16 protein-coding genes, 1 tRNA gene, 1 other RNA gene and 2 pseudogenes are annotated in these 26,261 nt (G+C 63.0%); 12 read left to right on the forward strand and 8 right to left on the reverse strand.

Annotated elements, in window-relative coordinates; all coding sequences use genetic code 11:
• Positions 1-50 precede the first annotated feature (50 nt).
• The 6 genes and pseudogenes from ffs to xerD all read right to left on the reverse strand — a co-directional run bounded on the left by ffs (position 51) and on the right by xerD (position 6,485).
• Positions 51-146: signal recognition particle sRNA small type (gene ffs, locus DVDV_RS01165), an RNA gene on the reverse strand.
• A gap of 6 nt (positions 147-152) precedes the next feature.
• A tRNA-Ser gene (locus DVDV_RS01170) sits at positions 153-242 on the reverse strand.
• 55 nt (positions 243-297) lie between these two features.
• Positions 298-1,191: a phosphoribosylaminoimidazolesuccinocarboxamide synthase gene (locus tag DVDV_RS01175; protein WP_075352902.1), complete on the reverse strand. Its 894-nt coding sequence runs from the start codon at positions 1,189-1,191 to the stop codon at positions 298-300.
• A 14-nt stretch (positions 1,192-1,205) separates the two neighbouring features.
• Entirely contained in the window at positions 1,206-2,513 is a 1,308-nt protein-coding gene (gene hisD, locus DVDV_RS01180; RefSeq protein ID WP_075352903.1) for a histidinol dehydrogenase, read from the reverse strand.
• A gap of 278 nt (positions 2,514-2,791) precedes the next feature.
• Positions 2,792-5,534: pseudogene (locus DVDV_RS01185) on the reverse strand (CBS domain-containing protein).
• Between the two features lie 15 nt (positions 5,535-5,549).
• The gene (xerD, locus tag DVDV_RS01190) at positions 5,550-6,485 is read right to left on the reverse strand and encodes a site-specific tyrosine recombinase XerD (protein WP_075352904.1); all 936 of its coding nucleotides are present in this window, start codon (positions 6,483-6,485) and stop codon (positions 5,550-5,552) included.
• A gap of 147 nt (positions 6,486-6,632) precedes the next feature.
• Here xerD and DVDV_RS01195 point away from each other — a divergent pair, with 147 nt between their 5' ends.
• The 5 genes from DVDV_RS01195 to DVDV_RS01215 all read left to right on the forward strand — a co-directional run bounded on the left by DVDV_RS01195 (position 6,633) and on the right by DVDV_RS01215 (position 13,513).
• Positions 6,633-7,799: a pyridoxal phosphate-dependent aminotransferase gene (locus tag DVDV_RS01195; protein WP_075352905.1), complete on the forward strand. Its 1,167-nt coding sequence runs from the start codon at positions 6,633-6,635 to the stop codon at positions 7,797-7,799.
• A gap of 8 nt (positions 7,800-7,807) precedes the next feature.
• On the forward strand, positions 7,808-8,302 hold the full coding sequence (gene folK / locus DVDV_RS01200) for a 2-amino-4-hydroxy-6-hydroxymethyldihydropteridine diphosphokinase (protein WP_075352932.1): 495 nt from the start codon (positions 7,808-7,810) through the stop codon (positions 8,300-8,302).
• A gap of 33 nt (positions 8,303-8,335) precedes the next feature.
• Positions 8,336-8,653 (forward strand): transcriptional regulator, encoded by a 318-nt coding sequence (locus DVDV_RS01205; protein WP_075352906.1) that lies wholly within the window; start codon positions 8,336-8,338, stop codon positions 8,651-8,653.
• 146 nt (positions 8,654-8,799) lie between these two features.
• On the forward strand, positions 8,800-11,127 hold the full coding sequence (locus DVDV_RS01210) for a glycosyltransferase family 39 protein (RefSeq protein WP_075352907.1): 2,328 nt from the start codon (positions 8,800-8,802) through the stop codon (positions 11,125-11,127).
• Positions 11,128-11,296: 169 nt separating this feature from the next.
• Positions 11,297-13,513 (forward strand): glycosyltransferase family 39 protein, encoded by a 2,217-nt coding sequence (locus DVDV_RS01215; RefSeq protein ID WP_175577037.1) that lies wholly within the window; start codon positions 11,297-11,299, stop codon positions 13,511-13,513.
• A 596-nt stretch (positions 13,514-14,109) separates the two neighbouring features.
• Here the strand turns inward: DVDV_RS01215 and ade are convergent.
• Positions 14,110-15,843 (reverse strand): adenine deaminase, encoded by a 1,734-nt coding sequence (gene ade, locus DVDV_RS01220; RefSeq protein ID WP_075352909.1) that lies wholly within the window; start codon positions 15,841-15,843, stop codon positions 14,110-14,112.
• Positions 15,844-15,920: 77 nt separating this feature from the next.
• On the opposite strand from ade, the gene tgt reads away from it, so the two are divergent.
• Positions 15,921-17,054: a tRNA guanosine(34) transglycosylase Tgt gene (tgt, locus tag DVDV_RS01225; protein ID WP_075352910.1), complete on the forward strand. Its 1,134-nt coding sequence runs from the start codon at positions 15,921-15,923 to the stop codon at positions 17,052-17,054.
• A gap of 90 nt (positions 17,055-17,144) precedes the next feature.
• Here the strand turns inward: tgt and DVDV_RS01230 are convergent, their stop codons facing one another.
• On the reverse strand, positions 17,145-19,232 hold the full coding sequence (locus DVDV_RS01230) for a thioredoxin domain-containing protein (protein ID WP_075352911.1): 2,088 nt from the start codon (positions 19,230-19,232) through the stop codon (positions 17,145-17,147).
• Between the two features lie 153 nt (positions 19,233-19,385).
• On the opposite strand from DVDV_RS01230, the gene DVDV_RS01235 reads away from it, so the two are divergent.
• From DVDV_RS01235 to DVDV_RS01260, 6 genes and pseudogenes are all read left to right on the forward strand, one after another.
• Positions 19,386-19,904: a type 1 glutamine amidotransferase domain-containing protein gene (locus DVDV_RS01235; RefSeq protein ID WP_075352912.1), complete on the forward strand. Its 519-nt coding sequence runs from the start codon at positions 19,386-19,388 to the stop codon at positions 19,902-19,904.
• A 77-nt stretch (positions 19,905-19,981) separates the two neighbouring features.
• Entirely contained in the window at positions 19,982-20,911 is a 930-nt protein-coding gene (locus DVDV_RS01240) for a DUF362 domain-containing protein (RefSeq protein ID WP_075352913.1), read from the forward strand.
• A gap of 31 nt (positions 20,912-20,942) precedes the next feature.
• Positions 20,943-23,273, forward strand: a pseudogene (hypF, locus tag DVDV_RS01245) (carbamoyltransferase HypF).
• 700 nt (positions 23,274-23,973) lie between these two features.
• On the forward strand, positions 23,974-24,675 hold the full coding sequence (locus DVDV_RS01250; protein ID WP_083634535.1) for a S24 family peptidase: 702 nt from the start codon (positions 23,974-23,976) through the stop codon (positions 24,673-24,675).
• A gap of 252 nt (positions 24,676-24,927) precedes the next feature.
• Positions 24,928-25,599, forward strand: a complete 672-nt coding sequence (locus DVDV_RS01255) for a S24 family peptidase (protein ID WP_075352914.1) — start codon at positions 24,928-24,930, stop codon at positions 25,597-25,599.
• 335 nt (positions 25,600-25,934) lie between these two features.
• The gene (locus DVDV_RS01260; RefSeq protein ID WP_139311468.1) at positions 25,935-26,255 is read left to right on the forward strand and encodes a S24 family peptidase; all 321 of its coding nucleotides are present in this window, start codon (positions 25,935-25,937) and stop codon (positions 26,253-26,255) included.
• The last annotated feature ends 6 nt before the right edge of the window (positions 26,256-26,261 follow it).

Genomic DNA, 26,261 nt, shown 5'->3' on the forward strand with positions numbered 1-26,261 from the left:
AAAGGCCGCATACGGGCAGGAAAAATAAAAAAGCGCGAGTTGCCTCGCGCTTTCAAGGGAAGCCGGACACCCGGCTCCAACCGTTACCGCTGCTTCCTTTCGGACCTGACGGGGTTGGCGGCGAAACCGCCATCCGACTTCCCCAAAAATCGTGGCGGAGAGGGAGGGATTTGAACCCTCGGTACCCGTTAAGGTACATACGATTTCCAATCGTACTCCTTCGGCCGCTCGGACACCTCTCCGCGAAGCACTGCTATCTAGCCAAGACCCTTGACCTTGGCAAGTGAAAAATGCTGCCTAGGCCAATTTTTTTCCGGTCAGCACTTCGTAGGCCGTCAGATACTTTTCCTGGGTCCGGGTCATGACGTCCTCAGGCAGGCGCGGCGCCGGCGGCTGCTTGGAAAAACCGACAGAGGTCAGCCAGTCGCGCAGATACTGCTTGTCGTAGCTCGGCTGGGACTTGCCGGCCACGTAGCCCTCGGCCGGCCAGAAGCGCGAGGAGTCCGGGGTAAGGACCTCGTCGATCAGAATCAGCTCGTCGCCGAGCAGGCCGAATTCAAACTTGGTGTCGGCGATGATGATGCCGCGCTCCCGGGCAAAGTCCCGGGCCTTGGCGTACATGGCCAGACTGACTGCTTCAACCTTGTCGAAAAGAGCGGTTCCCAGGAGCTTCCTGGCCGCGTCCCGGGTGATGTTCTCGTCATGGGACCCGAGTTCGGCTTTGGTCGACGGCGTGAAAATGGGTTCGGGCAGGATCTGTGATTCCACCAGCCCGGCCGGCAGGGCGTGGCCGCAGACGGTGCCGGTGGCCTGATAGTCCTTAAGCCCCGAGCCGGTGATAAAGCCGCGCACGATGCACTCGATGGGCAGCGGCTTGGCCTTTTTGGCCACAACCGCCCGCCCGGCCAGATCGTCGGCATAGGGGGCAAGCGGGGCTGGAAATTCGGCCGTGGTCGTGGCCAGCAAATGGTTCGGGATCAGGTCCTTGAACATTTCCATCCAAAAAAGGGTGATCTGGTTGAGGATCACGCCCTTAAGCGGGATGGGGTCGGGCATGATGACGTCGTAGGCCGAGATGCGGTCGGTGGTGACGATTAAAAGGCTTTCCGGGGACAGCTCGTAGATGTCGCGGACCTTGCCGCGCGAGAGCAGGGGATAGGCCTTGATGTCGGTTTCAATGACGGCGTGCATGATGACTTCCTCGCTTAGGCTTTGAAGCGGCATTCCACGCTGCGGGCGTGGGCTTCGAGATTTTCAAGCCGGGCCAGCCGGGCGATCTTGGCGCCATGGGCGGCGACATAGCCCGGCGCGGCGGCAATGAGGCTGGTTTTCTTGGTAAAGGTCGCGACCGACAGGGCCGAGGAGAACCGGGCCGTGCCCATGGTCGGCAGCACATGGTTGGGGCCGGCAAAGTAATCTCCAACCGGTTCCGGGCAGTGGTGGCCCATAAAGACCGCCCCGGCGTGGCGTATCTGGCCCACATGCGCCCAGGGATCGGCCACGCACAGCTCGAAGTGTTCCGGCGCGATGGCGTTGATCAAGTCCATGCCGACGGTCATGTCCGGCACGGCCACCAACGCCCCGAAGTGGCGAAGCGAGGCTGCGGCAATGTCGTTACGCGGCAGATCGGCCAACTGGCGGGAAAGGGCCGCGCACACGGCGTCGAGCAGGGCCGTATCGTCGCTCAGGCACACGGCCGCAGCCATGGGGTCGTGCTCGGCCTGGGAGAGCATGTCGGCAGCCAGCCAGTCCGGGTTGGCCGTGGCATCGGCCAGGATGGCGATTTCACTTGGCCCGGCAATCATATCGATGCCGATGCGGCCGATCAACAGCCGCTTGGCCGTGGTGACGTAGATGTTGCCCGGCCCGACCACCACGTCCACCGGAGCGATGGAGGCCGTGCCGTAGGCCAGGGCGGCAATGGCCCAGGCGCTGCCCACCCTGTAGACTTCGGTGACGCCGCACACAGCGGCCGCGGCCAGGATGTACGGATTGAGCGTGCCGTCGGCCCGGGGCGGGGAGACGACCACAATGCGCGGCACGCCGGCCACCCGGGCCGGGATGGTATTCATGAGCAGGCTGGAAATAAGCGGGGTTTCGCCGCCGCGCCCGCCCGGGACGTAGCAGCCGGCCGCATCCACCGGGGTGACGATCTGGCCGAGCATGGTGCCGTCGGCAGAGGGCACCCACCAGGATTGTTCCTTCTGGCGTTCGTGGAAGGACCGGATATTGGCGGCGGCTTCCTCGATAATGGCCAGATCTGCGGCCGGGATGGCCTCGCGGCCGGCCAGGATGTCGGCCTCGGCCACGCGCAGGCAGTCGGTGGCAAAGCCTTTGCAGTCGAAATCGCGGGTCAGGTCCACCAGGGCGTCATCACCGCGGGCGGCCACGTCGGCCAGGATGCGCTCGACTTTCTGGGCAGCGTCGCCGGCAGCTTCCTCGCGTGTGGCGAGCAGGGAGCGAAGGGGTCCGAAGTCGCCAGGACCCGTGACGGTAAAACGGGGGCAGGGCATGGGAGTATCCTTGGACTTGGCATTGATTGAAGGTGACGGGTGAAGCGACCCAATTTAGGCCCAAGCGCAGCAAATGTCGAGACACGTCCCGGCCGGGGAAGTGCAAGAAGAGAAGACAGAAGATGCCTCCGGCGGCCGGGGCCTGAGGCCCCCGGACCCCCCAACGGGAAAAGTTTTTAGGGGGTTTGGGCGCTGGGCGGCAATCCGGTCGGCCGTTGGCAGGGACAGCCGAAGCACGCGCTTGGCGGGAACCACCGTTGTTCAGGCTGCTTTCATGATCAACTCCCGGAGGACGCAGGTTCCTCGGGCAACTGACAGCGCTCCCCGCCCGCAGGACGCTCCAGGATGGGAGCGATCGGTTCGCCCCGGGCCAGACGCCTGGCCAGTTCGAGTTGCTCGGCCCGGCACACGGCCTGGCCGTCAATGGCCGCCCCAAGCACCCGGTGCAGGATGTCGGCATAGCGGGGGCCGGCTTCGACGCCGAGCTTCTTGAGGTCGTTGCCCGTCACCTCCACCCGCTTGTGGCGCAGCGTGGTCAGGTGCATGGACACATATTTCTGGAGCGGCTCCCGGGGATTTCGGGCCATGAGATAGAGCGCGCCCTCCAGGGGCAGCGGCTCGAGCAGGAAATAGAGCTCGGACAACGGCCCCTTGTGGTATTCCCAGTTGAAAATACCCTGGGCCGTGTCGCGAATCTGCTGGCGCAGGGCTGCGATGTCGCCGGCCACGCGCTTGGAGAAGTTGAGCCGCCGGGCAATAATGGCGAACTGTTCCGGGTCAAGGCCGGTGCAAAGGGCCAGGAAATAGAGCAGCCAGACTTGCGGCTGGGGCTCGATATAAAGCAGGCGGTACCAGTTGACCACGTTTTCCACTTCCAGGAGCACGGCTTCCTTGGACGGGGTCAGCGCCAGCAGCGGATGGACGGCGGCCAAGAGCTTGTAGTCCTGCATCCGGCGCAGGCAGGACAGCGGGGTCTTCTCTTCGAAAATAATCCGCAATTCATGCATGACCCGGGAACCGGACAGCTTGTGGAAGAAGCTGTGGCGCACGGCGTTTTTGATCAGCCGGTCGGTCTGGCCGCCGATACGGAAGCCGAAGCGCTCGCTGAAGCGGATGGCCCGCACGATGCGGGTCGGGTCTTCGACAAAGCTCAGGGAATGGAGCACCCGCAGCACCCGGTCCTTGATGTCGCGCTGGGCACCGAAGAAATCCACCAGATCGCCGAAAACGGTCCGGGGACAGATGCACGGCCAGGGCATTGACCGTGAAGTCCCGGCGGTAGAGGTCCATCTTGATCGAGGAAAGCTCGACCGTGGGCAACGCGGCCGGGTATTCGTAGTATTCGAGCCGGGCCGTGGCCACGTCCACGCGCTGGCCGTCGGGCAGGATGATGACAGCGGTCTTGAACTTGGGATGGGCCTTGTAGCGGCCGCCGTAGACCCGGGCCATTTCGGCGGCAAAGGCGATGCCGTCACCCTCGACCACCAGATCCACGTCGAAATTGGGGAGCTTGAGCAGCAGGTCCCGGACAAAGCCGCCGACGACATAGACGGCCTGGCCGCGCTCGTGCCCCAGGGCACCGGCCTTCTGGAGGAGTTCCAGAAGTTTTTTGGGCAGCCGTTCGCGCAAAATACCGCCGATATTGCGCTCTTTTTTGCGCTCGGGCAGCAGGGCCTCGGGGATGCGGGCCGGCTCCTTGACCAGGGTGTTGACCAGATCCGTGCGGGTGACGACGCCGGTCAGCTTGCCGTCTTCCACCACCGGGGCCAGGCGCTGGCGGCGGCCGAGGATGATCTCCATGACGGCGTAGAGATCGGTGTCCGGGGTGATCACGGCCGGGTCGCGGATCATGTAGTCGCCGACCGGCACCTCGCCGAGGCCATGGTTGATGGCCTTGTCCATGATGTCATGCTCGATGACCCCGACACAGCGCCGGCTGCCCTTGGCTACCACGGGCAGGGCTTTTAGGCCGTAGCGGGTCATGATCTCCTCGGCCCGGCGCATGGTGGCGGTATCCTCGATGGACACGGCCGGCTTGCTCATGAGCTGTCTGGCGTGGACCTGCGGATTGATCTGGGAATAGAGCAGGCCGAAGAGTTCCTCGCGCACCTGGGTCAGGGTCATATTCTTGATGGAGGCCGAGGCGGCGTAGGGATGGCCGCCGCCGCCGAGCGAGGCGCAAATCTTGCCCACGTCCACGTCCGGGGTGCGCGAGCGGGCGACAAGATGCACCCGGTCGTTCATAAGCCCGATGGCGAAAAGGACGCGCAGGTTTTCCATGTCCAGGAACTTGTGCACGAGCAGGGCGAAATCGCCGATGTACTGATCAGACGTGGCCTCGGCAATGACCACTTCCACGCCGTTTATGTCGTGGGTCTGGGCCGTCTCGATGAGCTGGCTCATGATGGTGATCTGCTCCGAGGACAATTCCCGGGTCATGAGGTCGGCAATGACCCCGACGTCCATGCCCCGGGCCCGCAACCAGGCGGCGGCAGCCAGATCGTGCTCGGTGGTGGAGGCGAAGGTGAACGAGCCCGTGTCCTCATACATGCCAAGGCCGAGGATGGTGGCCTCATCCGGGGTGAGCGTCAGGTCGCGCTCCATGATCTCGGCCATGAGGATGGCCGTGGTGGAGCCCCAGTTCTTGACCACGGAGGTTTCGGCGGCCACGTCCTCGTCGGTGTCGGGATGGTGGTCGTAGCAGTGGATGACAAGCCCCGGGGTGTCAAAGACCGGTTCGATATGGGGCACCCGGGAACGCTGGCGGGTGTCGACCATGACGAGCGTGCGCACACTGTCCGGATCGATTTCCTTGAAGTTCTTGAAATTGAACATGTAGGTGGCGCTTTGGATGAAAAAGTGCCGGAGATTTTTTTCCTGGCTGCCCGGGAAAATCAGGGTCGCGCCGGGGTAGAGCTTGCCGGCGGCGATGATGGCGGCCAGACAGTCGAAATCGGCGTTGGCGTGGCCGGTAATGATCGTGGGCGCAACGAGCAGGTCGGGTTTGGACGGGGAACTCATAGATAAAGTATCGCTTTAACCTTTGTCCCGTTCACGGGACCTGGGGTGATGGGCGCGGTGGACGGCGAGCAGACGGCCGGCCTGGACATGGGTATAGATTTCCGTGGCGCTGATGTCGGCATGGCCAAGGAGCATCTGCACGGTGCGCAGGTCGGCCCCGCCGTCAAGCAGATGGGTGGCAAAGGAATGGCGCAGGCTGTGGGGCGAAATGCGGGTGGAGACGTTTGAGGCCAGGGCGTAGCGTTTGATGCCCTTCCAGACCGCCTGCCGGGTCAGGCCCCGGCCGGAGCGGTTGAGGAATACATGCTGGTCCTTGGGGGAAAACGCGCCGCGCACCGTGGCTATATAGGTGGAAAGAAACTCCATGGCCAGGGCGTGGATGGGGGTCAGGCGTTCCTTGGCCCCCTTGCCGAAGACTCGAAGCAACCCGGCCTGGGCGTCAAAATCGCCCAGGGTCAGGCCAACCAGCTCCGAGACGCGAAGCCCGGCGGCATAGAGCAGCTCAAGCATGGTCCGGTCGCGGTAGCCAAGGGGTGTGGTCGTGTCCGGTGCATCGAGCAGGCGCGCCACTTCCTCGCGGGACAGCACGTCAGGGAGCAGGCGCGGCAGCTTGGGATTCTCGATAAGCGCCGCCGGGGAGCCGGGCAGCCAGGACTCGTCTGCGGCAAAGGCGAAAAAGCCGCGCAGGGCCGAAAGATGCCGGGCCAGGGAACGACTGGCCAGCCCCCGGGACCGCAGATGCATGAGATAGAGCAGCACGGTCTCGTCGCTGGTGCCCTCCAGCGTTCCGGCGTGGTCGTTTAAAAAAGTTAAAAAACCTGTAATGTCGGTTGAATAGGCGAGTATGGAATGTTCGGACAGTCCCTTGGACACCACCAGATGTTCCAGGTAGCGGTCGACCCAGGGATGGGCCGGCCGGGGTGGGACAGGGGGCGTGTCGTGGGTGGTCATGGGAGCGATTAAATACCTTGGCACGGTTTTGCCCGGCCGCAAACGGGCGGCCGGGCCGGGTCAGACGGCTTGACACGGGCTTTTGCTCTTCATTACTGTAACCGGCCTGCCGCCGCAAGGCGGGGACACACGCCCAAAGGAGCCGTCATGATCGAATTTCCCATGGCCGACCGCGTGGCCGCGCTGCCTCCGTATCTGTTTGCCGAGATCGACCGCGTCAAGGCCGAAGTCAGGTCCCGTGGCGTGGATATCATTTCCCTTGGCATCGGCGATCCGGATCTGCCCACCCCGGAATTTATCGTCGAGGCCCTGTGCGCCGGGGCTAAAAAGCCCGAAAACCACCAGTATCCCGACTACGTCGGCCTGCTCGCCTTCCGGGCGGCCGTGGCCGACTGGTACAAGGCCCGCTTTGGCGTGACCCTTGACCCGGCCCGCGAAGTGGTGAGCCTCATTGGTTCCAAGGAAGGCATTGCCCATTTCCCGCTGGCCTTTGTCAACCCCGGCGATCTGGTCATCGTCTGCTCGCCCAACTACCCGGTGTACCCGGTCGCCACCGGCTTTTGCGGCGGCGAGGTCAAGGTGCTGCCGCTGACCGACGCCAACGACTACCTGCCGGATCTCGACAGCCTGACCGAGGCCGAATGGGCCCGGGCCAAGATGATCTTCGTCAACTATCCCAATAATCCCACCTCGGCCGTAGCCCCGCGCGCCTTCTATGAAAAGCTCGTGGCCAAGGCCAGGGCCACCAAGACCATCGTCGTTTCCGATGCCGCCTACACCGAGATGTACTACGACCCGGCGGAAAAGCCCATGTCGATCCTGGAGATCGAGGGCGCGCGCGAGGTGGCCATCGAATTCCACTCCCTGTCCAAGACCTACAACATGACCGGCTGGCGCATCGGCATGGCCGTTGGCAACGAACAACTGGTCAAGGGCTTGGGCAAGATCAAGGAAAACGTGGACTCCGGCATCTTCCAGGCCGTGCAGGAAGCCGGCATCGCCGCCCTGGCCAAGGGCGAACCCTTTGCCGAGCAGTTTCGGGGCATCTACAAGGAGCGCCGGGATGTGGCCGTGGCTGCCCTGGCCAAGATGGGCATTGCCTGCCGCACGCCCAAGGCCTCGTTTTACCTGTGGTGCAAGACTCCGGCCGGCCACACCTCGGCCGCCTTTGTCACCAAGGTCCTCCAGGAGACCGGCGTGGTCCTGACCCCGGGCAACGGCTTCGGCGTGCCCGGCGAAGGCTTTTTCCGCATCGCCATGACGGTCCCGGTGGCCCGTCTGGAGGAGGCCCTGTCACGCATCGCCAAACTGTAGTCGCCCATATCGGTCTCGGCTCCAACCTCGGAGACCGGCTGGCCACTCTTCAAACGGCCCGGGAGCGTCTTGCTGCGCTCCCGGACGCCGTGCTCACGGCCGTAAGCCCCGTCTACGAGACCCCCCCCTGGGGAGATGCCGCCCAGCCGGCCTATTACAATCAAGCCGTGGCCCTGGCTTTGGGGCCGTCCTGGTCGCCACGCCAGCTCCTTTCGGCGCTTTTGGCCATCGAAAGCAGCCTTGGCCGGGTGCGTGACCCGAAACGCCCGTTTGGACCCCGCACGCTCGATCTCGACATCCTGCTTTTCGGCCAACTGCGTCTGGATGAACCGGATCTGGTCATCCCGCATCCCAGGCTGCGCCAGCGCGCCTTTGTGCTGGTCCCTCTGGCCGACATCGGGGCCTTGTTGCCCATCCCGGACGGGCAGGGGGGAAGCGTGGCTGCGGCCCTGGCGGAAATTTCTTCCAAAGAAGCCGGGAAAATTGTAAGAGCAACCGAGTGACCGTTCCCGAATGAGGGACAGGCAAGGAGTGTTATGTACCGTTGGCTCATACTGATCGTGGCCGCGTTTATTCTCTATAAGCTTTTTATTGGCGATCGGGGTCGAAAAAAAGACCAGGAAGCCGAAACCAAAAAGCGTATGGCTGCCACGGGCGAGATGGTCAAAGACCCGGTCTGCGGCACGTATGTTCCGGCCGACGCCGATATCCGTGCCCGGGACGGCAAAAACGTCTACGCCTTTTGCAGCTATGAATGCCGCGACACCTTCGTCAAGCGCCTGGAGGCCAGCCGCACCCAGTCCATGGAGCAGGGCCGGCCGGCCGAGCACGTCAAGGACGGCCGCGCCGACTAAACGCCGCAACCGGCCACATCCCCGGACAGCGCGTCTTGCCGAAGGCCTGACAGGTGCAGTCGCCCCGACGCCTACCCGGTCGTCTGGCGGCGGCATCCTGGCTCTTGCCGACCGTTGCGTCTGCTCCGGGTCCGGCATGAGACACCATGGCCAAGCATCACAATCTGCCCGCGTCAGGCCGGGCCTCTTCCCACGACGCCGCCTGGACATGGCGGCTGGCTCTGGGCTGTATTCTCCTCGTGGCAGCGGCTCTGCGGCTGTACCATCTGGAGACCCCGTCCCAGTGGTGGGACGAAATCCTGGTCCCGCTGACAGCCGCCTTTCCTGTGGCCTATATTCTCGATTTCTCCCGCCACTGCGAGATGCATCCGCCCCTGTACCATCTGTTTATCAAGCTGGTGGAAGGAATGGGGGTGTCGGATTTCGCCTTGCGCCTGCCCTCGGCCGCCTTTGGGCTGGCGACGATCTACGTGGTCTGGCGGCTTTTCAGCCGGCTCTACGATCGGCCGGTGGGCCTTGTGGCTGCCGGGTTTCTGGCCGGCAGCGCCATGCAGGTCTGGCATGTGCGCCAGGTCCGGCCGTATGCCATCCTGATCTTCCTCTTCAGCCTGTCCCTGTTTCATTTCCTGCGCTTCCTGCGGGAACGCAGAAACGCCGACCTGCTGGTCGTTTTGGCCATAAACATCCCGCTTTTTCTCCTGCACTATTTCACGTTCCAGATTGCCCTGGCCGAGGGCGTCATCCTGGCCTTGTGCTGGCGTCCGCACGGCCAGGGGGTCAGCCTGCGCCAACTCGTCGTTTTCAGCCTGGGCACGGCGGTCGTGGCTTTGCCTGTGCTGTTTTTTTTCTTTCTGCCGAGCCAGACAACGCTGTCGATTTTCAGCTTCAAGGCGGGATGGGGCGAAATCGGGCAGCTTATCGTTGCCTACAGCGCCCATGTGCTGTGGAGCCACGACGACTGGCCCATGCGCCTGGGGATCGGGGCGCTTTTGCTGGCCGGCGGGGCAGCCATGGGGAAAAAGACCCCGCGTGAACTGGCCGCCTGCCTGCTGTTGGCCGTCATTCCGGCCTTCATCCTTTTTTGTATGCGCAAAACAGCCTATTTTTCGCCGCGCCATTTCCTGTACATGACCGTGCCGGCAGCCGTGCTCATCGGCCATGTCGGACGCCTGCTGCCGCGTCCGGCCTGGGCCATCCCCCTGGCCCTGATCCTGGCCGCAGGCCAGGCCGGGGTGCTCTATTTCGGACACAGGGCGGCCTATTACGACGAAACGAGCTACCATCATCCGGTCTTTATCACCGATTTCAAGCCCATGGCCAAGGAATTGGCCCAGCGGCTCCATCCCGGAGATATTCTCGTTGCCTCGGACCAGGGAACGGTCAATGCCGTGTCCTGGTATCTCGACCAGTACGTGGCGGCCAATCCCTTTCGCAACCAGTCCCTGGAAGCGGGAAGGGGGGCGTACAGCGTGACTTTTTTTGCACCGTTTATGACCTGGGGCCACCTCGGCCGGACCGAGGAGGCCTTTCGTGAGGCTGTCGGCGCCATCGATTCGGCCGAACCGGTCTTAAACGCCACCCTCTACCAGGTGCCCATTCAACGGGAAGCGCCGCCCAGCTTTGCTTCCGTGCCGTACCATCTGCGCCGGCGCGCGGAATTTCCGGCGTTCTACCGGCAGGTGGAGTCCTTTACGGACATAACGGTGAGCCCGTACTGGGGCGGCGAGGCCATCGCCACCGGCAACAACCGACCGGCCCGGCTGTCCTACCGTCTGGACAATGCGGCCGGTCCCGGTGCCCAGCACCTGCAGTTCGTTTTCGAGTATAAAAACCAGGGGCAGGGCAGCACCATGGCCTTTGCCGCGCGGTTTGACGACGAGCCGTCAGTGCCGCTTTTCACCTCAACCGGTCCGGACCCGGCCGAAGCAAAAACAGTCTCCATCGGACGCGAGGCTCCCTACAAGACCCTGACCCTGACCCTGGAAACGGTCTGCGCCGACCAGACCGCCCGGTATCCCGGCGGCAATCTGGAAACGGCTGCGTTTCGGGGATTCGATCTGGAGATTGTGCCGGCTGGGCGTTTTGACGCCGCGCCGGTGGTTGCCGACCTGCAGGAAATAAATCTCGGCAAGATCGAACACAATGAGGCCAATATCTGGCGCTGGGGCCTTGGCCCCAGCAGCACCCTGACCTTTGCCCTGGCTCAGGCCATGCCGCTTTGGCTGGAGTTCGATTTTGACAACGTCCTTCCCGGGCAAAACGTCGTTGTTGCAGCCAACGGCGCGATCATCACCACCTTAAACGGCCTGGATGCCGGCAGCCAACACAGCCTCAGATTGCCCATCGCCGGCCGGGCCGGCAAAAACGACGTCATCATTGCCTATACCCACTGGAACCATGGCACGGACACCTTTGCCCAGACCGACATCCGGCCCATGAGTCTTTTTATCCGCAAGCTGCGTTTGGTCCCTTAACACGCGAACACTGCCGTCAGACAGACCCAGCCGATCGAAGGAAAGCATGATGCAGTTGCCGCAACATCCTCCAGCACAAGGCCCACCAGGGCCTCGCGGAGGATGGGCATTGACCCTCTTGACCCTGGTCGCCGCTGTGCTTCGTTTATACCAGCTGGAAACCCCTTCCATGTGGTGGGACGAAATACTGGTGCCGCTCAATGCAGCCACACCGATCAGCGACATTCTGGCCAGGGCCGCCATGGAAGACTTTCATCCACCGGCTTTCTACCTGCTGATCAAGCTGGTGATGGAAGCAGGGGATTCGGATTTCGCCTTGCGCCTTCCGTCGGCCTTGGCCGGAATCGCGACGGTCCCACTCCTGTATGCCATGGCTGCTCCACGGGTCGGGCGAACGACCGCCCTCTTTGCCGCCGCCATCCTGGCCGTTGACGGCCCAATGATCCTGTTCGCGCGACAGGTCAGACCCTATGCCCTGATCATCTTTTTTTCGCTCCTTTCCGCCCATTTGCTGCTCCGTTGGTGTGAGCGACCCAAAACAGGTACGGCGGTGGCCCTGACAGCCGCCACGTGCAGCTCTGTTTTTCTGCATTATTTGAGCCTGTTGATCCTGGCGGTGCAGGGCCTTTTCGCCGTCATCGTTTTCGTGCGGCGTCGAGGCGGGCGTCCCTGGGGCCAGTTGGCTGTCTACGTCCTGGGCAGTGCCGGAGCCGTGGCCGCGACCTGGAGCTTTTTCCATTCCAACCCGGACACCCTGACCAAGGGAACTGTGGCCGCCACGGCACTCTCGGGCTTGGACAGGCTGGCCTGGGTATTTTTTGGCAATGGTTCGAGTCTGATCGCCCAAGCGGGCATCGTGCTCCTGGCTCTGGTCGGAACCCTGCTTCTGGCCAGACGCAATCGCCCTCTGGCCATATTGGGCCTGGGCACCGTGGCCGGACCAGTGATCCTGCTCGCCCTGGCCCGCTACAATTCCTATTTCAACGCCTGGCATCTCAGTTTTGCCGTACCGTATCTGTGTCTCATGGCCGGGGCCTGCCTGACCGTCCTGGTCAGGCCGAAGCGTATCGCACCGGTCGTGGCTGTCGTGCTCGGCATGACAGCGGGCGGGGCTGTGTTGTGGTTTGGCCAGACGCGGTATTATGAACCTCAAAGCCACACCGGCAACTATAAGCAGCAGGCCAGGCAACTGTCAGGCCTGCTGCGCCCCGGGGCGCTTATCACCTACAGCGAACTGTCCGAGCTTGATGGCGCCGACTGGTATGCCTCGCGCTATGCCAGCCCCGATCCCTTGCGCCGCCGGACCGTGTCCATCGGCCAGGAGGTCGCCGAGGATTTTGTGTCCTTTGGCAATTTCGGGCATCTGGGCCGAACTGCCGAAGAGTTTTTGGTACATTTCGACACGATCCAGGGAAATACGCCCTTGGCCGGGGGAGCCGTCTACCATGCTGTCATGAAACACGCCCCGCCCCATATGGGACCATCTTTGCCCTGGCGCGACACCCTGGAGATGACCCCCTGGGATGTTGCCAGACAGTGTGATGCCATTGCCGGGGCCAACCTCGTAAATTTGTTCGGGGGCAGTCTGGTTCCTGAAACGGGCGACGGGCCCGGAATCCTGCGCTATGGCATCGAATCCTCACCATCCGACCCTCGTCCCTTGTTTGTGCGTCTGACTGTTCCCTATTGCAATCCTGTGGCCGGCAATATCGTGCGCATGACCTACGCCTTTGATGGAGAACCGCCCATGGTCGCCTTCGAAAGCCAGGGCAACGAGCCCGAAGCCGTGCGTACCGTGATTCTGCGGCCCGATAAGCCCTTTTCCCGTCTGGAATGCCAATTTACCCTTGAACCCCACAGTTCCTGGCCGAATATGACCGGCAATTCGGGCATATTTGTCCGCCTCAAAGCCGTGAGTCTCTATGCCAACGCCATTGCCGCCGAAAGCCTGGGTTCCTCCAGCCTGGACGTGCAGGAAGAAGGGATCGGGCCGGTGGAGCAGGGGGATGCAGGGCAGTGGCGCTGGGCTTTGGGAGCCGAAAGCACGCTGCGCTTCACACTCCCCGAAGCCGACGCCGTGACCGCTGATCTTGCCATCAACAACCCGATTCCCGGCCAGGCAATAACCCTTCTGTTTAACGGCCTGCCTTTGGCTGACATCCGCGATCTGGCCGCAGACAAGTGGCTGTCGCCAACGGTGGAGCGACATCTGCGCCTGGAGGGACGCCAAGGGGAAAACACGGTGACCGTCCGGTTTGCAGCCTGGAACGGCAAGCCGGATGTGCCTAGCGCCACATTTGCGCCGGGTGACGGGCGGCTCCTGGCCGGAGCGTTCACCAGATTGCGTCTGGAACGCGAAAACAAGGCGGCGCGTCTGGTTTATTGATCATTCCCGCCGGGCCGTGGAAATTTTACCGGGCTATAGTCCTGCTTTGGTCTTGTGGTGTGACCGTAGCCCAAGTTGCACGAAAGAGATGGGGACGGTTCGTGTGGCGGGTCGGTTTGGATGGGCGGGAAGAGCCTGCACAGAGCAAAGGCATTCGAGGGCGAAGACCAGGAGATGGGCAGGATTTGCCGTGTTCTTTTTGCTCTTCCGTATCAAAGTTAACATAATTTACATTATGAGACAAAGAAAGAAAGGCTTTGAAAGGGGGCCTTCGCTCCGCATGGCTCCAAAACGAAACGCCGACGACCCTCTTCTCAGGCGTGTCGGCGTTTCGTTTCTGATAGAGATGACAGATTGTATTACGGATCGTGGACTATTCCGTTCTGTGCCCCTGGCCAGCCTTCGAGTCTGCCGGCTGCCAACCGACCCAGCCAACAGTGTGCACAGTCTGCGCTGACCTGCATAAGCCTGACACGCCTGACAGGAAAAACAGCCGGTTGCCTTTGCCAGGCCTGGCTGCAACGACCTGCAGCGACTGCGCCCTGGCATCCGGCCACCGGCCCAGTGTCGTCCCCTTTAATTTGTATCCAGCCGCATCAGACAAACAATGGCACCGGCGCAAAGGCCGTCACGTCCACCAGCCCCTTGTCCGTGAGTTTGAGGCTCGGGATGACCTCCAGGGACAAAAACGACATGGACATGAACGGATGGGCCTCGGCCTGCGGCGACAGGCCGGCAAGCTCGCGGTAGGCCGCGCCAAGGGCTTCAAGGCCCGAAAGCACGACTTCCAGGGGCGCATCGCTCATCAGGCCGGCTACGGCCAGCCGCACCTGCGCCAAGACTTGCCCGTCCCGCACCACGGCAAAGCCGCCGCCGGACACCATGAGCGTTCGGGCAGCCAGGGCCATGTCCGCGTCGTTGACGCCGGCCACAATGATGTTGTGGGCGTCGTGGGCCACCGTGCCGGCAATGGCCCCGGCTTTCAGGCCAAGGCCGTGCACGAAGCCCAGTCCCAGGTTGCCGGTGCCCTTGTGCCGTTCGATGACGGCCAGTTTGGCCAGATCCCGCGACGGATCGGCCACGGCCAGTCCATCGCGCACACTCGGCTCCAGGACCAGGGTTTCGGTGACGATCTGGCCCGGCACGATGCCGATGACCCGCATCCGCCCAGACGTTGCCGGCACGGCCAGACGCGCTTCGGACAGCTCGCCCCCGACCCGCATGGCCCGGGGCGGGGTCAGGCAGGAGCGGTCGGCAAATTCCCAGTCGGCCAGTTTGCGCCCGGCCAACACCACCTCGCAGACACGAAAGGAGGCCAGATCCTCAACCAGCACGGCGTCGGCCCGGTAGCCCGGGGCCACCGCTCCCCGGCGGCGAAGGCCGAAGAAGCGGGCTGGGTTGATGGAGGCCATGGCCACAGCCCGGACCGGCGGCAGGCCGCAGGCCACAGCCTGGCGCACCAGGGCGTTTAAGTGCCCTTCCCGGCTCAAATCCGTGGGATCCCGATCGTCGCTGACCAGGGAAAACTGGCCGGCATTGTCCGGCGTCACCAGACCAATGAGGGATTCCAGATTTTTTTCGGTGCTGCCCTGGCGGATCATGACGTGCAGGCCCCGGCGCAGTTTTTCCCGGGCCTCATCTGGTTCCGTGCATTCATGGTCCGACTCCGGGCCGGCCGTGACATAGGCGTCGAGCGCCCGGCCCGACAGTCCCGGCGCATGGCCGTCGATGACCCGGCCCCGGGCAGCGATGAGCTTTCGCAGCATCCCCTCGTCCCCGGCCACGACCCCGGGGAAATTCATGACTTCGGCCAGCCCCAGGATGCGGTCGGGATGCCGGGCCAGCATGGCGGCCACGTCCATGGCCCCAAGGCGCGCCCCGGAGGTGGCCATGTCGGTGGCCGGCACGCACGACGGCATCATGAAATAGCAGGTGACGGGCAGATCCTGGCTGCAGGCCAGCATGTATTCGATGCCGGGCAGACCCAGGACGTTGGCGATTTCGTGGGGATCGGTCACCACGGCACAGGTGCCGTGCGGGGCCACGGCCCGGGCAAAGACCGGGGGCGAAAGCAAGGTTGATTCAATATGGATGTGGCCGTCAATAAACCCCGGACACAGATAGCGGCCGGCGGCATCGATGGTTTCGGCGGCCTCGCCGCCGGAAAAACCGACAAAAACGCCATCGGCCACGGCCACGTCGGCTTCGTGTATTTCGCCGGAAAGCACATTCACCACCCGGGCGTTTTTGATGACCAGATCGGCCGGGACATCGCCGCGGGCCGCAGCCAGACGGTGTTTGAGGCTGTCGAGACGGTCTGAAGCGGACATGGTCGACCTCTTTCCTTAAAGCGTTACTTTAAAAAATGGGATTGAATCACCGGACGTTTTTCTCTATAGCACGGCCCATGAATGCACCAGGAACATTTACCCTCGGTCCCGCCGACGGCCGTGCCCGCACCGGACGCCTGAGTACCGCCCACGGCGACGTCGAAACCCCGATATTCATGCCCGTCGGCACCCTGGGCACGGTCAAAAGCCTGTGCCCCACCGACCTGCGCGACCTCAAGGCCCAGATTATCCTGGGTAATACCTACCACCTCTACCTGCGTCCGGGCGACGATCTGATCGCCAGACTGGGCGGCCTGCACAAATTCATGGCCTGGGACGGCCCCATCCTGACCGATTCCGGCGGGTTCCAGGTGTTCAGCCTGTCCGGGCTGCGCCAGATCGCCGAGGAAGGCGTGACGTTTGCCTCCCACATAGACGGCTCGCGCCACCTGTTTTCGCCGGAAAAAGTCATCTCCATCCAACGAAACCTGGGGTCGGACATCATGATGGTTCTGGATGAATGCGTCCCCTACGGCGCGGACCGGGCCTATACCGAAAAATCACTCGGTCTGACCACCCGTTGGGCCAGACGTTGTCGGGAGGCCCATCCGGCCGGCGACCGGGGCCAACTGCTGTTCGGCATTGTCCAGGGCGGTTTTTTCAAGGATTTGCGGGCCAAAAGCGCCGAAGAGATCATCGGCGTCGGCTTTGACGGTTACGCCCTGGGTGGTCTGTCCGTGGGCGAAAGCCGCAACGAAATGTATGACATATTGGATGACGCGGCCCCCCTGCTCCCGGCTGAGCGGCCCCGCTACCTCATGGGCGTTGGCGCACCGCGCGATCTGCTCGCCGGCATGGCCGCCGGCATCGACATGTTCGACTGTGTGCTGCCCACGCGAAATGCCCGAAACGGCACGCTTTTTACGAGCCTTGGCCGGGTCAACATCAAGCGGGCCGAGTACCGTGACGACGACACGCCCCTTGACCCCAACTGCCCCTGCTACGCCTGCCGGACCTTTTCCAAGGCCTATCTGCGCCATCTCTACATCGCCAAGGAGCTCCTGTCCTACCGGCTCAACACACTGCACAACCTGACCTTTTTCTCGGTCATGATGGAGCGTGCCAGAGAGGCCATCCGCGAAGGCCGCTTCGCCGTCTTCCGGGCCGAAATGGAAGCCCTCTACCCCGAAACCGACGAAGGCAAGGCGTAATCCTTCGTTTTGTTATTTCTCCCATTGAGGGGTCCGGGGGGATCATCCCCCCGGCCGCCGGAGGCGTTCTTCCTCTTCCCGTACCAGCCTTTACACCCCCAAGAGTTCCAGCATCCTCACCACATCCGCTGTCGGCGGCTGGCAGGAGCCGCCCCGGCAGACATGGGCCGCGGCCCGGCCGTCCAGGGGCAGTTGGTAGCGGGTAAACGGGGCAAGTTCCACGATGTCCGGCTCGGCTTCGTCCGGGCGCAGCACCACCGCCGTTTCCGGCAGATAGCGCGAGAAGACGGCCCGGGCCAGGGCGTGGGTGTCCGGGCTGTCCGGGTCGCCGGCAATGGTCACTTCCGAGGCCTTGGCCAGCATCTGGGACAGGCCGCACAGGAAAAAGGCATGGCCCGAGGCATGGTCGGCCAGACGCGGGGCCATGGCCCGGGCCAGGGCGGCGGCGCTTTCCGTAAAGGCCGTGTGGCCGGTCAGGCGATAGAGCGTGGTCAGGACAAAAAAGGCCACGCTGTTGCCTGAGGGAATGGCGGCGTCGTAAAAGATTTTCTGGCGCAGGAGCAGCGCCTCGCCGTCGTCGGGCGTCAGGAAAAAGCCCCCTTCCCCGGCATCGGCAAAATGATCGAGCAGCGTCCGGGCCAGGATGACGGCCTGCCGCAGATAGGCCGTATCAAAGACCGTCTGATAGAGTTCGGTCAGTCCCCAGGCCAGGAAGGCGTAGTCGTCGAGCATCCCGGGGATGGCGGCCTCGCCGTCGCGCAGGCGGTGGAGCAGCCGCCCTTGCGGCAACCCGAGACGGGCCAGGATGCCGTCGGCGGCCCGGCGTGCCCGGCCGGCCAGTTCCTCGTCGTCAAAAGCCCGGGCCGCCTTGGCCAGGGCGGCGATCATCAGGCCGTTTATGTCGGTGAGCACCTTGTCGTCGCAAAGGGGGCGCACCCGTTTTTCCCGGGCGGCCAGCAGGACCAGCCGGCAACGTTCCAGCCGTTCGGCCAGGGGGGCGGCATCCAGGCCGGCCTTGGCCGCTGTCGATCCGAGGGCAGCCGGCTGAAAGAGGATGTTGCCGCCGGTTTGTTCGCCCGTGGCCTCGTCATGGCTGTTGCCGTCTTCGGTAGCCCCATAGGCGGCCATGAAAAGGGCCGCGTCTTCGCCCAGCAGTTCGCGAAGTTCGGCAGCGCTCCAAAGATAGAATTTCCCCTCGACTCCTTCGCTGTCGGCATCCTCGGCACTGTAAAAAAGACCGTCCGGGCTGGTCAGGTCGCGGCGGACATACTCGAAAATCTCCAGGGCGGTCTCTTTGAAGGACGCCTCACCCGTGGCCAGAAACGCCTCGGTGTAGGCCATGGCGGCCAGGGCCTGGTCGTAGAGCATCTTCTCAAAATGCGGCAGAAACCAGCGGGCGTCGGTGGCGTAGCGGTGCAGCCCAAAGCCCACCTGATCGTAGACTCCGCCCTGGCGCATGGCCTTGAGGCTGGCCCGGACCATGGCCAGACAATCGGGTGCGCCGGTACGGCGGTACTCGCGCAGCAAAAAGAGCAGATTGTGCGGCGAGGGAAATTTCGGCGCCCCGCCAAAGCCGCCGTTTTCGACGTCAAAAATAGCCGTCAACTGGGCTTTGCCCGACTCCAGGTCGCTTTCGGTCGGTTCGGCCGAAGCGCTGCCGGCCCCTGTCATCTGGTCGCGCACGGCCTCGAGAATCTGGGTGGCGTTGCCGATGACCGCCTGCCGGTTGCTCTTCCAGGCCATGTGCACCCGCTGCAGCAACTCCCGCAGCCCGGTGCGGCCGTAGCCAGATTCCTTGGGGAAATAGGTGCCGGCGAAAAAGGGCTGGCCGTCCGGGGTCAGAAATACGGTCAGCGGCCAGCCGCCCCGGCCGGTCAGGGCCTGGCAAAAGGCCATATAGAGCGAGTCGAGGTCCGGGCGCTCCTCGCGGTCCACCTTGACGGCCACCACCGTGGCCCGAAGGAGCGCGGCGATGTCCTCGTCCTCAAAGGATTCACGCTCCATCACATGGCACCAGTGGCAGGTGGAATAGCCGATGGAGAGAAAGATCGGCTTGTCTTCGCTGCGGGCCAGGGCAAAAGCCTCTTCCCCCCACGGATGCCAGTCCACCGGGTTATGGGCGTGCTGCTCAAGATAGGGGCTTTTCTCGTGGATAAGGCGGTTTGGCGTACGGTCCATGGCGTCCTCCGGGTTTCTGTGTACCAGCAGGCGAGGGTTTTGCAACCTGTTCGGCAATTGTTCCTCCCCGGTTGCCATCAGCTGCCATCTGGTGCATAGCCTTGGGCAGCCTCAGACACTTGTGTCAACCGTATCAGACCCCAGGAGAAGCCCATGCAAGCCAAAAAAGCCCTCATCATATCTGCCGACGACTTTGAGGACAGCGAACTGCTCTACCCGCTCTATCGGTTGCGCGAAGCGGGATTTGTCGTGGACATCGCCGCTCCGGCCGCCGGCCCCATCACCGGTAAACACGGCTACGCCGTGACCGCCAATCTGGCCGTGGACGCCGTGGAATCAGCCGGTTCCTGCGGCTACACCCTGCTTGTCCTGCCCGGCGGCAAGGCCCCGGCCACCCTGCGCACCCTGCCCAAGGTCATCGACATCGTGACGGATTTTGCCTCCTCCGGCATCCCCACCGCCGCCATCTGCCATGGTCCGCAGCTCCTGGTCACGGCCCGGCTGCTTCGCGGCAAGCACGCCACCTGCTACAAAACCGTGGCCGACGAACTCAAGGAAGCCGGTGCACTCTATGAAGACGCCCCTGTGGTGGTGGACGGACCGCTTGTCACCTCGCGCATTCCGGACGATCTGCCCGATTTCATGCGCGAAGTCATGAAAATGGTCGGCTAGACGCCCTCCCCGGTTGCTTCCGGCCTCCGGGCACGGTACTGGCTGCCGTGTCCCGGATGCCGGAGGTAGGCCTCGCCATGTCCCACAGTGTTTTCCTTTCCCGCCTTGACCACTACGACGATCCCGGCCTTGACGCCGCCGTGGCTGCCCTGCTGGACCGGGCCGGCTGCCCGGCCGGTCGCGGCAGCCGGGTGCTGGTCAAACCCAATCTGGTCGCTCCGCGCAATACCGCCCTGTCCTGCACCAGCCCGGCCGTGGTGCGGGCCATCTGCCTCTTTCTGCTGGACAAAGGGGCGCAGGTGACCGTGGCCGACTCGCCGGCTTTTGGCACCGGACGCATCATGGCCCGGCTGGCCGGCCTCACCGACGCCCTGGCCGATCTGCCCGTGGCCGTGTGCAACCTGGACAATCCCCGGGCCATCGCATTGGCCGGCGGCGGCAGCATCGGTGTGTCCCGGCTGGCCCTTGAGGCCGACCACATCGTCAACGCCGCCCGGCTCAAATGCCATGACCAGATGGGCCTGACCCTGGCGGTCAAAAACTGTTTCGGCTGTGTCTGCGGTTTTCGCAAATCCGTAGCCCACCAGACCCTTGGCAAGGACGATAGGCGTTTTGCCGGCATGATCCTCGACGTGCTGGCCGCCCTGCCGCCGTCCACCTCCCTTCTGGACGGGGTGGTGGCCATGCACAAGGCCGGCCCGGTCGGCGGCGACTCTTTTGTCCTGGGCCTTCTCGGCGCAGCGGCCAATCCCGTGGCCCTGGACACGGCCATCTACACCCGCCTGGGGCTTGCCCCGGACCGGATTCCCTTGTGGCAGGCGGCCCGGGAGCGCGGCCTGCCCGGGAGCGATGCCGCTACTATCGATTATCCGCTGTGTGCGCCGGGCGATTTTGCAACCGAGGGCTTTGTGGTCAACCCGCGGCTTGCCCCCCTGGCTTTTGAAACCGGCCGGTTTCTCCGGGGACGGTGGCGAAGCCTGTTGGTCACCCTTGGCCGGGGGCGTTGACACGGCGGCAAAGCCCGATACCCTGCCGGACATGCCAAATGTCATGCGATGGCGTCATGTGGTGGCCGGCCAGGTTCAGGGGGTGGGCTTTCGCCCCTTTTGTCTATCGTCTCGCCCGGGAACTGTGTTTGTCCGGCTGGGTGCAAAACGCGCCCGAGGGCGTGGTCATCGAAGTGGAAGGGCCGGCCGGGGCCGTGACGGCTTTCGGACAGCGCCTGCCGGCCGAGATTCCCCCCCTGGCCAGACTCCTCTCGCATTCGGCGATCGAGACGCCGGCTATCGGGGATGCCGGCTTTCATATCCTAAAGAGCGCTCCGGGTGCCGGCCACGAAGTGCTGATCAGCCCGGACACGGCCACCTGCCCGGATTGTCTGGCCGACATGGCTGATCCGCTTGGCCGCCGCTACCGCTACCCGTTCACCAACTGCACCAACTGCGGCCCGCGCTACACCATTACCCGCCGCGTTCCCTACGACCGGGCAACCACCTCCATGGCCTGCTTCCCCCTGTGTCCGGCCTGCGCCGCCGAATACGGCGACCCGGCCGATCGGCGCTTTCATGCCCAGCCCAACGCCTGTGTGGCTTGCGGACCGGCTTTGTGGCTGGTCGACCGGCAAGGCGAGGTCCTGGCCCGGGGTGAGGCGGCCATAACGGCCCTGGCCGGGGCCCTGGCCTGGGGGAAGATTGCCGCGGTCAAGGGCCTGGGCGGCTTTCATCTGGTCGCGAGCGCCACTGACAGCGCCGCCGTGGCCGAACTGCGCCGCCGCAAGCATCGCCCCACCAAGGCCCTGGCCGTCATGGTGGCGGATCTGGCCGGTGCCGCGCGCCTGGGGCGGGTGGAGGCTGCGGCCGGGGAGCTGCTCACCGGGGCGGTGCGGCCCATCTGCCTGCTGCCGGCCCATCCGGACAACGGCCTGGCTCCGGAAATTGCTCCGGATGTCGGGGAAATCGGGGTCATGCTGCCCTATACGCCGCTTCACCATCTTTTACTGGCCGATTATGCCGCAGCCCTTGGCCCGGGCACCCTGCCGGCCCTGGTCATGACCTCGGGTAACCTCGGCGGCGACCCCATTTGCCTGGGCAACCGCGAGGCGCTTTCCCGCTTGGCCGGCATAGCCGATGTCTGGCTGCTCCATACCCGGGACATTTTGGTGCGCACCGACGACTCGGTGGTGCGGCCCTTGGAGGCGGCGGCAGCGGAGCATGTGGGCGCGCCGGCCATGTTCCTTCGCCGGGCGCGGGGCTATGTCCCCTCACCGGTGGCCCTGGCCCGGTCCGGTCCGCCGGTGGTCGGCCTTGGGCCGATGCTCAAGGCCACCGTCTGCCTGACCAAGGGCGACCAGGCCTTTGTCAGCCAGCATATCGGCGACCTGGAAAACCTCAAGACCATGGAGTTTTACCGGGAGACTCTGGAGCATCTCCTCGGCGTGCTTGGCGTCTCGCCCGAGCTTTGCGTGGCCGATCTCCATCCGGATTATCCGAGTACCCAATTCGCCCTGGAGCAGGACCGTTGGCCGGTTGTGCGCCTGCAGCACCATGTCGCCCACATCCACGCCGTCCTGGCCGAGCACCGGATGCACGAACCGGTTCTCGGCCTGGCCCTGGACGGCACCGGCCTTGGGGACGACGGAACGCTGTGGGGCGGCGAATGCCTGCTGGTCGATCCGAGGCAGGGCACCCATCGGCGACTGGCCCATTTTGCGCCCATGGCCTTACCCGGCGGGGATGCGGCTGTACGGGAACCCTGGCGGATCGCCCAGGCCTGTCTGTTCGCCCTGGGCCGCGACACAGAGTCCGGTGCAAACTGGCCGTGGCTTGCGGTGTACGGCAACGCCTCGAAACTGGTCGGACAAATGTTGCGCCAGGGCCTCAACTGCCCGACGACCACCAGTTGCGGCCGGCTCTTTGACGCCGTGGCCGCCGTCATCGGCCTGTGCCCGGCCATCGACTACGAGGGCCAGGCGGCCATCCGGCTGGAGCGCGTCCAGGATCTGGCCGAAACCCGGCCCTATGCCTGCCCGGTCGATTTGACGGCCGATCCGGCCAGGCTGGATACCCTGACCCTGTTTGCCCAGGCGGCCGAAGATGCCGGACGCGGCGTTGCGGCCGGGCGCATTGCCCGCCGCTTCCATCTGGGACTCATTTCCGGCCTTGCGGCCCTGGCCCGGGCCATGGCCAAGGCCACGGGCTGCGCACGGTGGCCCTGAGCGGCGGGGTGTTGCAAAACCGCACCCTGGCTGTTTCCCTGCCACAGGCCCTGCGGGAGAATGGGTTGCATCCGCTCTCCCACCTCCGGCTGCCGTCCAATGACGGCTGTATCAGCCTGGGGCAGGCGGCCTACGGTTCCATTAATATTCGATAGAAAATTTCTATAGAATTCTTGATTTGTAGGGAATATTAAATTCTATTAAAATAGTATAATATCGTTGACAGGCCTGTTGCCGGCGCGTAGGCATCTTCGCGCATGGCAATTTCGCTCTTCTCCGTCGCCTGCGGTCCGCTGTCGCAGGCCGGTCTCGGACGGGACAACGGCAAGGCAAGCCGTACACATCCCGGTCAGCCAGCCTCCATCTCCGACCCATCCTTTTGAAGCGGAGACGACGCTGTCGACAAAAATGTTAATTTTAGCATAAACCGTCTGTTTTCGCTGTCTTGAAGGTGGTTGTGTTGCATCATGCAGTCGGAACGTGCAATACTACAGTTCTAAACTTCAATAAATAGGTTCATGTGAATCATTTCCAATGAAATGACATCTGCTATCATATTATGTTGCCGCGCAATTCTTGACAGCCTTCTGGAAGATGCGTATTCTAAGCCAGTATGATAAGTTGCTTTGTCAGTGCATTGGGTTGATCGCATAGAGTAGAGAGTAAAAATATTCCCGTGCGATCTCTTTCGTGGGGTGAATTTTTTTACATATTGCTTGTGTGTAAATGATTTACTTTTACTACAATTCTCTGGACGGCGACTTATTGACGGCGTTTATTGCCATCACCAATGGTGGCGATCTCCTTCTTCTTCGGGCCAGCATTCCCGAATAAATGCATCGCGTTGGAGGCGACATGAAAAACGAAGAAACGACTCAGGCTATGATCAACCGCTTTGAAGAAGCCTTTGATCGTATCAAGAAAGCGACAGGGATGCGGACCCAGGTCGAGATCGCAAAACTGCTCGATATCCGCCAGTCAAGCATTTCCGATGCCAAGCGTCGCCAGTCCATTCCCGACAGTTGGCTCATCAAGCTGTATCAGATCTACAACCTCAATCCCAATTGGGTCCTTGACGGCGAGGCCCCCCAGTTTCTCGGTGAAAACCGCAGCGGCGCCTTCCTGGTCAAGGAACCCGGCGACGCCTATGGCCGCAAGCCCCGGCACTACCAGATGCCGGTGTGCTCCATGGCCCGGTCCGAGGGCACTGAAGGCCCCTGGCAGGAGCAGGCCGTCGATTCCCTGAGCGTCCCGGAGCAGTTCCATCGCCCTGGCCTTGTAGTTGTTCGCATGGACGAAAGCGATATGGAACCGGTCATCCAACGCGGTGCCTATGTCGGCATCGACAAGGACCGCAAGACCATCCGGTCCGGAGCGCTCTATGCCCTGGACATGCCCATGGAAGGACTCGTCATCAAGAAGATCCTGCACGATGCCGAGAACGCCCGCCTCATTTTGCGCTCGGAAAATCCGAACTTCACGGATCAGATCCTGCCGGCCGAAGGTTCTGCCGAACGCATCATCGGTCGGATCGTCTGGGTGATCCAGGCCATTTGACCATTTTCAGACGCAACACGACGTCTGTAGAGACCCTCCACAATTGGCGCGCGCCTGAGACCCAGGCGTCGCGCCTTTTTGTCATGCAGAAATTGGCATCCCTGCACACGCAGCCCCTTTCCATCCACGGTCCTTCAGGGTATGGATTGACGAAGTCGGTCGCAGATGATATGTAATTATTCAAACACTATAGATAAATATCAATAAATAGGTAAACCTCTGTTTGCCCATCATGCCCGTCCAGGAGGCTGCGTGAAGCCAGATACCTTTGAAGATGCGTACGCCAGGATTCAGACAGCGACCCGAGCCAGGACCCAGACTGAAATCGCCACCATTCTCGGCATCAAGCAATCCAGCATCTCCGACGCCAAAAAGAAAAACACCATCCCCGACGGCTGGCTGGTCACGCTCTACCGCGCCTTTGCCTTGGAACCGGACTGGATTCTCTACGGCCAGATGCCTGCTTCCCGGCGTGAAGGAGCCGCCCTGCCCGCAGGCGTGCGCGAGAGCGCCGGCGGCTATGCCTCCCCTCCCAGCCGGGTCACCGTCTACGCCATGGCCCGCACCGACCCCGAGCGCGGCTGCTGGATACGCGAAGGACAGGAAACCATTCCCCTGCTCGAATCGCTCAACCGTCCCAATCTGCTCGTGGTCAAAATGGACAACACCAGCATGGAACCCGTCATCCGCCGCAATGCCTACGTCGGCCTGGACTGTGATGACACCCGTCTGCGCAGCGGCGAAATCTATGCCCTCGATGTTCCCGGCGAAGGCCTAGTCGTCAAGCGCGTCATCCGGGATCTCGAAAAGCAACGCTTGGCCATGTTGGCCGAAAATCCTGCCCATCAGGGCCTGTATCTGCCGCTGGACAACCCCGGGGTCACGACTGTCGGCAAGGCCGTCTGGGTCATCCAGGAACTCTAAACGCGCTTCGCCACCTGCTCCACCACCAAGCCGGCCTCTTCCCTGGGCTTCCTGACAGGCCGGGATTTCACGGGTGTACTGGTGGGTAATACAACTGTTTTATAAATAAATTTATTTACAATTAAATATAGACATCGTACTCCCTGCACTGTCTTCGCACCCGCTGACGATCCCGCGTCAGAGGAGATTCATATGCAGCCAGGCTCAGGGATACGACCATGTGTACATCGCTTTCGCCCGACCACGTCCCAGACCCCATTTCCGACGGACACCGCGTTCTCGTCCATGCAACCCATCGGACCGACCCGGTCTCTGGAGCTTGGTTGCCAAGCCCCATGGAAACCGTCACAATCCCTGATCGTCTGCACTTCCCCGGACTCTTGGTGGTCAGGATGGAAGACGCCAGCATGGAACCGGTCATCCGCCGCCATGCCTTTGTCGGCATCGACCGCCGGCGCACCACACTTGCCAGCGGCGAACTCTACGCCCTGGACATTGTGCCGGAAGGACTTGTCCTTATCCGGGTCATGGTGGATACGGAAAACCGACGGTACGTGTTGCAGTCCGAAAATGGCCAACCGCCTCGGCACTATCCTTTTGCTGCGCCCGGCCTGACCAGCCTTGGCCGGGTCGTCTGGGTGATCCAGGAACTGTAACGCCGG

Origin of the sequence: Desulfovibrio sp. DV (assembly GCF_001936595.1) — a bacterium.
GTDB lineage: Bacteria > Desulfobacterota > Desulfovibrionia > Desulfovibrionales > Desulfovibrionaceae > Solidesulfovibrio.

What these genes read in the sequence shown, in the direction of transcription:
- DVDV_RS01215 (WP_175577037.1), top strand. Translation starts at nt 11,297, where the DNA reads ATGTGGTGGGACGAAATACTGGTGCCGCTCAATGCAGCCACACCGATC.
- DVDV_RS01260 (WP_139311468.1), top strand. Translation starts at nt 25,935, where the DNA reads ATGGAAACCGTCACAATCCCTGATCGTCTGCACTTCCCCGGACTCTTG.
- tgt (WP_075352910.1), top strand. Translation starts at nt 15,921, where the DNA reads ATGAATGCACCAGGAACATTTACCCTCGGTCCCGCCGACGGCCGTGCC.
- DVDV_RS01240 (WP_075352913.1), top strand. Translation starts at nt 19,982, where the DNA reads ATGTCCCACAGTGTTTTCCTTTCCCGCCTTGACCACTACGACGATCCC.
- hisD (WP_075352903.1), bottom strand. Translation starts at nt 2,513, where the DNA reads ATGCCCTGCCCCCGTTTTACCGTCACGGGTCCTGGCGACTTCGGACCC.
- ade (WP_075352909.1), bottom strand. Translation starts at nt 15,843, where the DNA reads ATGTCCGCTTCAGACCGTCTCGACAGCCTCAAACACCGTCTGGCTGCG.
- DVDV_RS01195 (WP_075352905.1), top strand. Translation starts at nt 6,633, where the DNA reads ATGATCGAATTTCCCATGGCCGACCGCGTGGCCGCGCTGCCTCCGTAT.
- DVDV_RS01235 (WP_075352912.1), top strand. Translation starts at nt 19,386, where the DNA reads ATGCAAGCCAAAAAAGCCCTCATCATATCTGCCGACGACTTTGAGGAC.
- DVDV_RS01205 (WP_075352906.1), top strand. Translation starts at nt 8,336, where the DNA reads ATGTACCGTTGGCTCATACTGATCGTGGCCGCGTTTATTCTCTATAAG.
- xerD (WP_075352904.1), bottom strand. Translation starts at nt 6,485, where the DNA reads ATGACCACCCACGACACGCCCCCTGTCCCACCCCGGCCGGCCCATCCC.
- DVDV_RS01230 (WP_075352911.1), bottom strand. Translation starts at nt 19,232, where the DNA reads ATGGACCGTACGCCAAACCGCCTTATCCACGAGAAAAGCCCCTATCTT.
- DVDV_RS01250 (WP_083634535.1), top strand. Translation starts at nt 23,974, where the DNA reads ATGAAAAACGAAGAAACGACTCAGGCTATGATCAACCGCTTTGAAGAA.
- DVDV_RS01210 (WP_075352907.1), top strand. Translation starts at nt 8,800, where the DNA reads ATGGCCAAGCATCACAATCTGCCCGCGTCAGGCCGGGCCTCTTCCCAC.
- DVDV_RS01175 (WP_075352902.1), bottom strand. Translation starts at nt 1,191, where the DNA reads ATGCACGCCGTCATTGAAACCGACATCAAGGCCTATCCCCTGCTCTCG.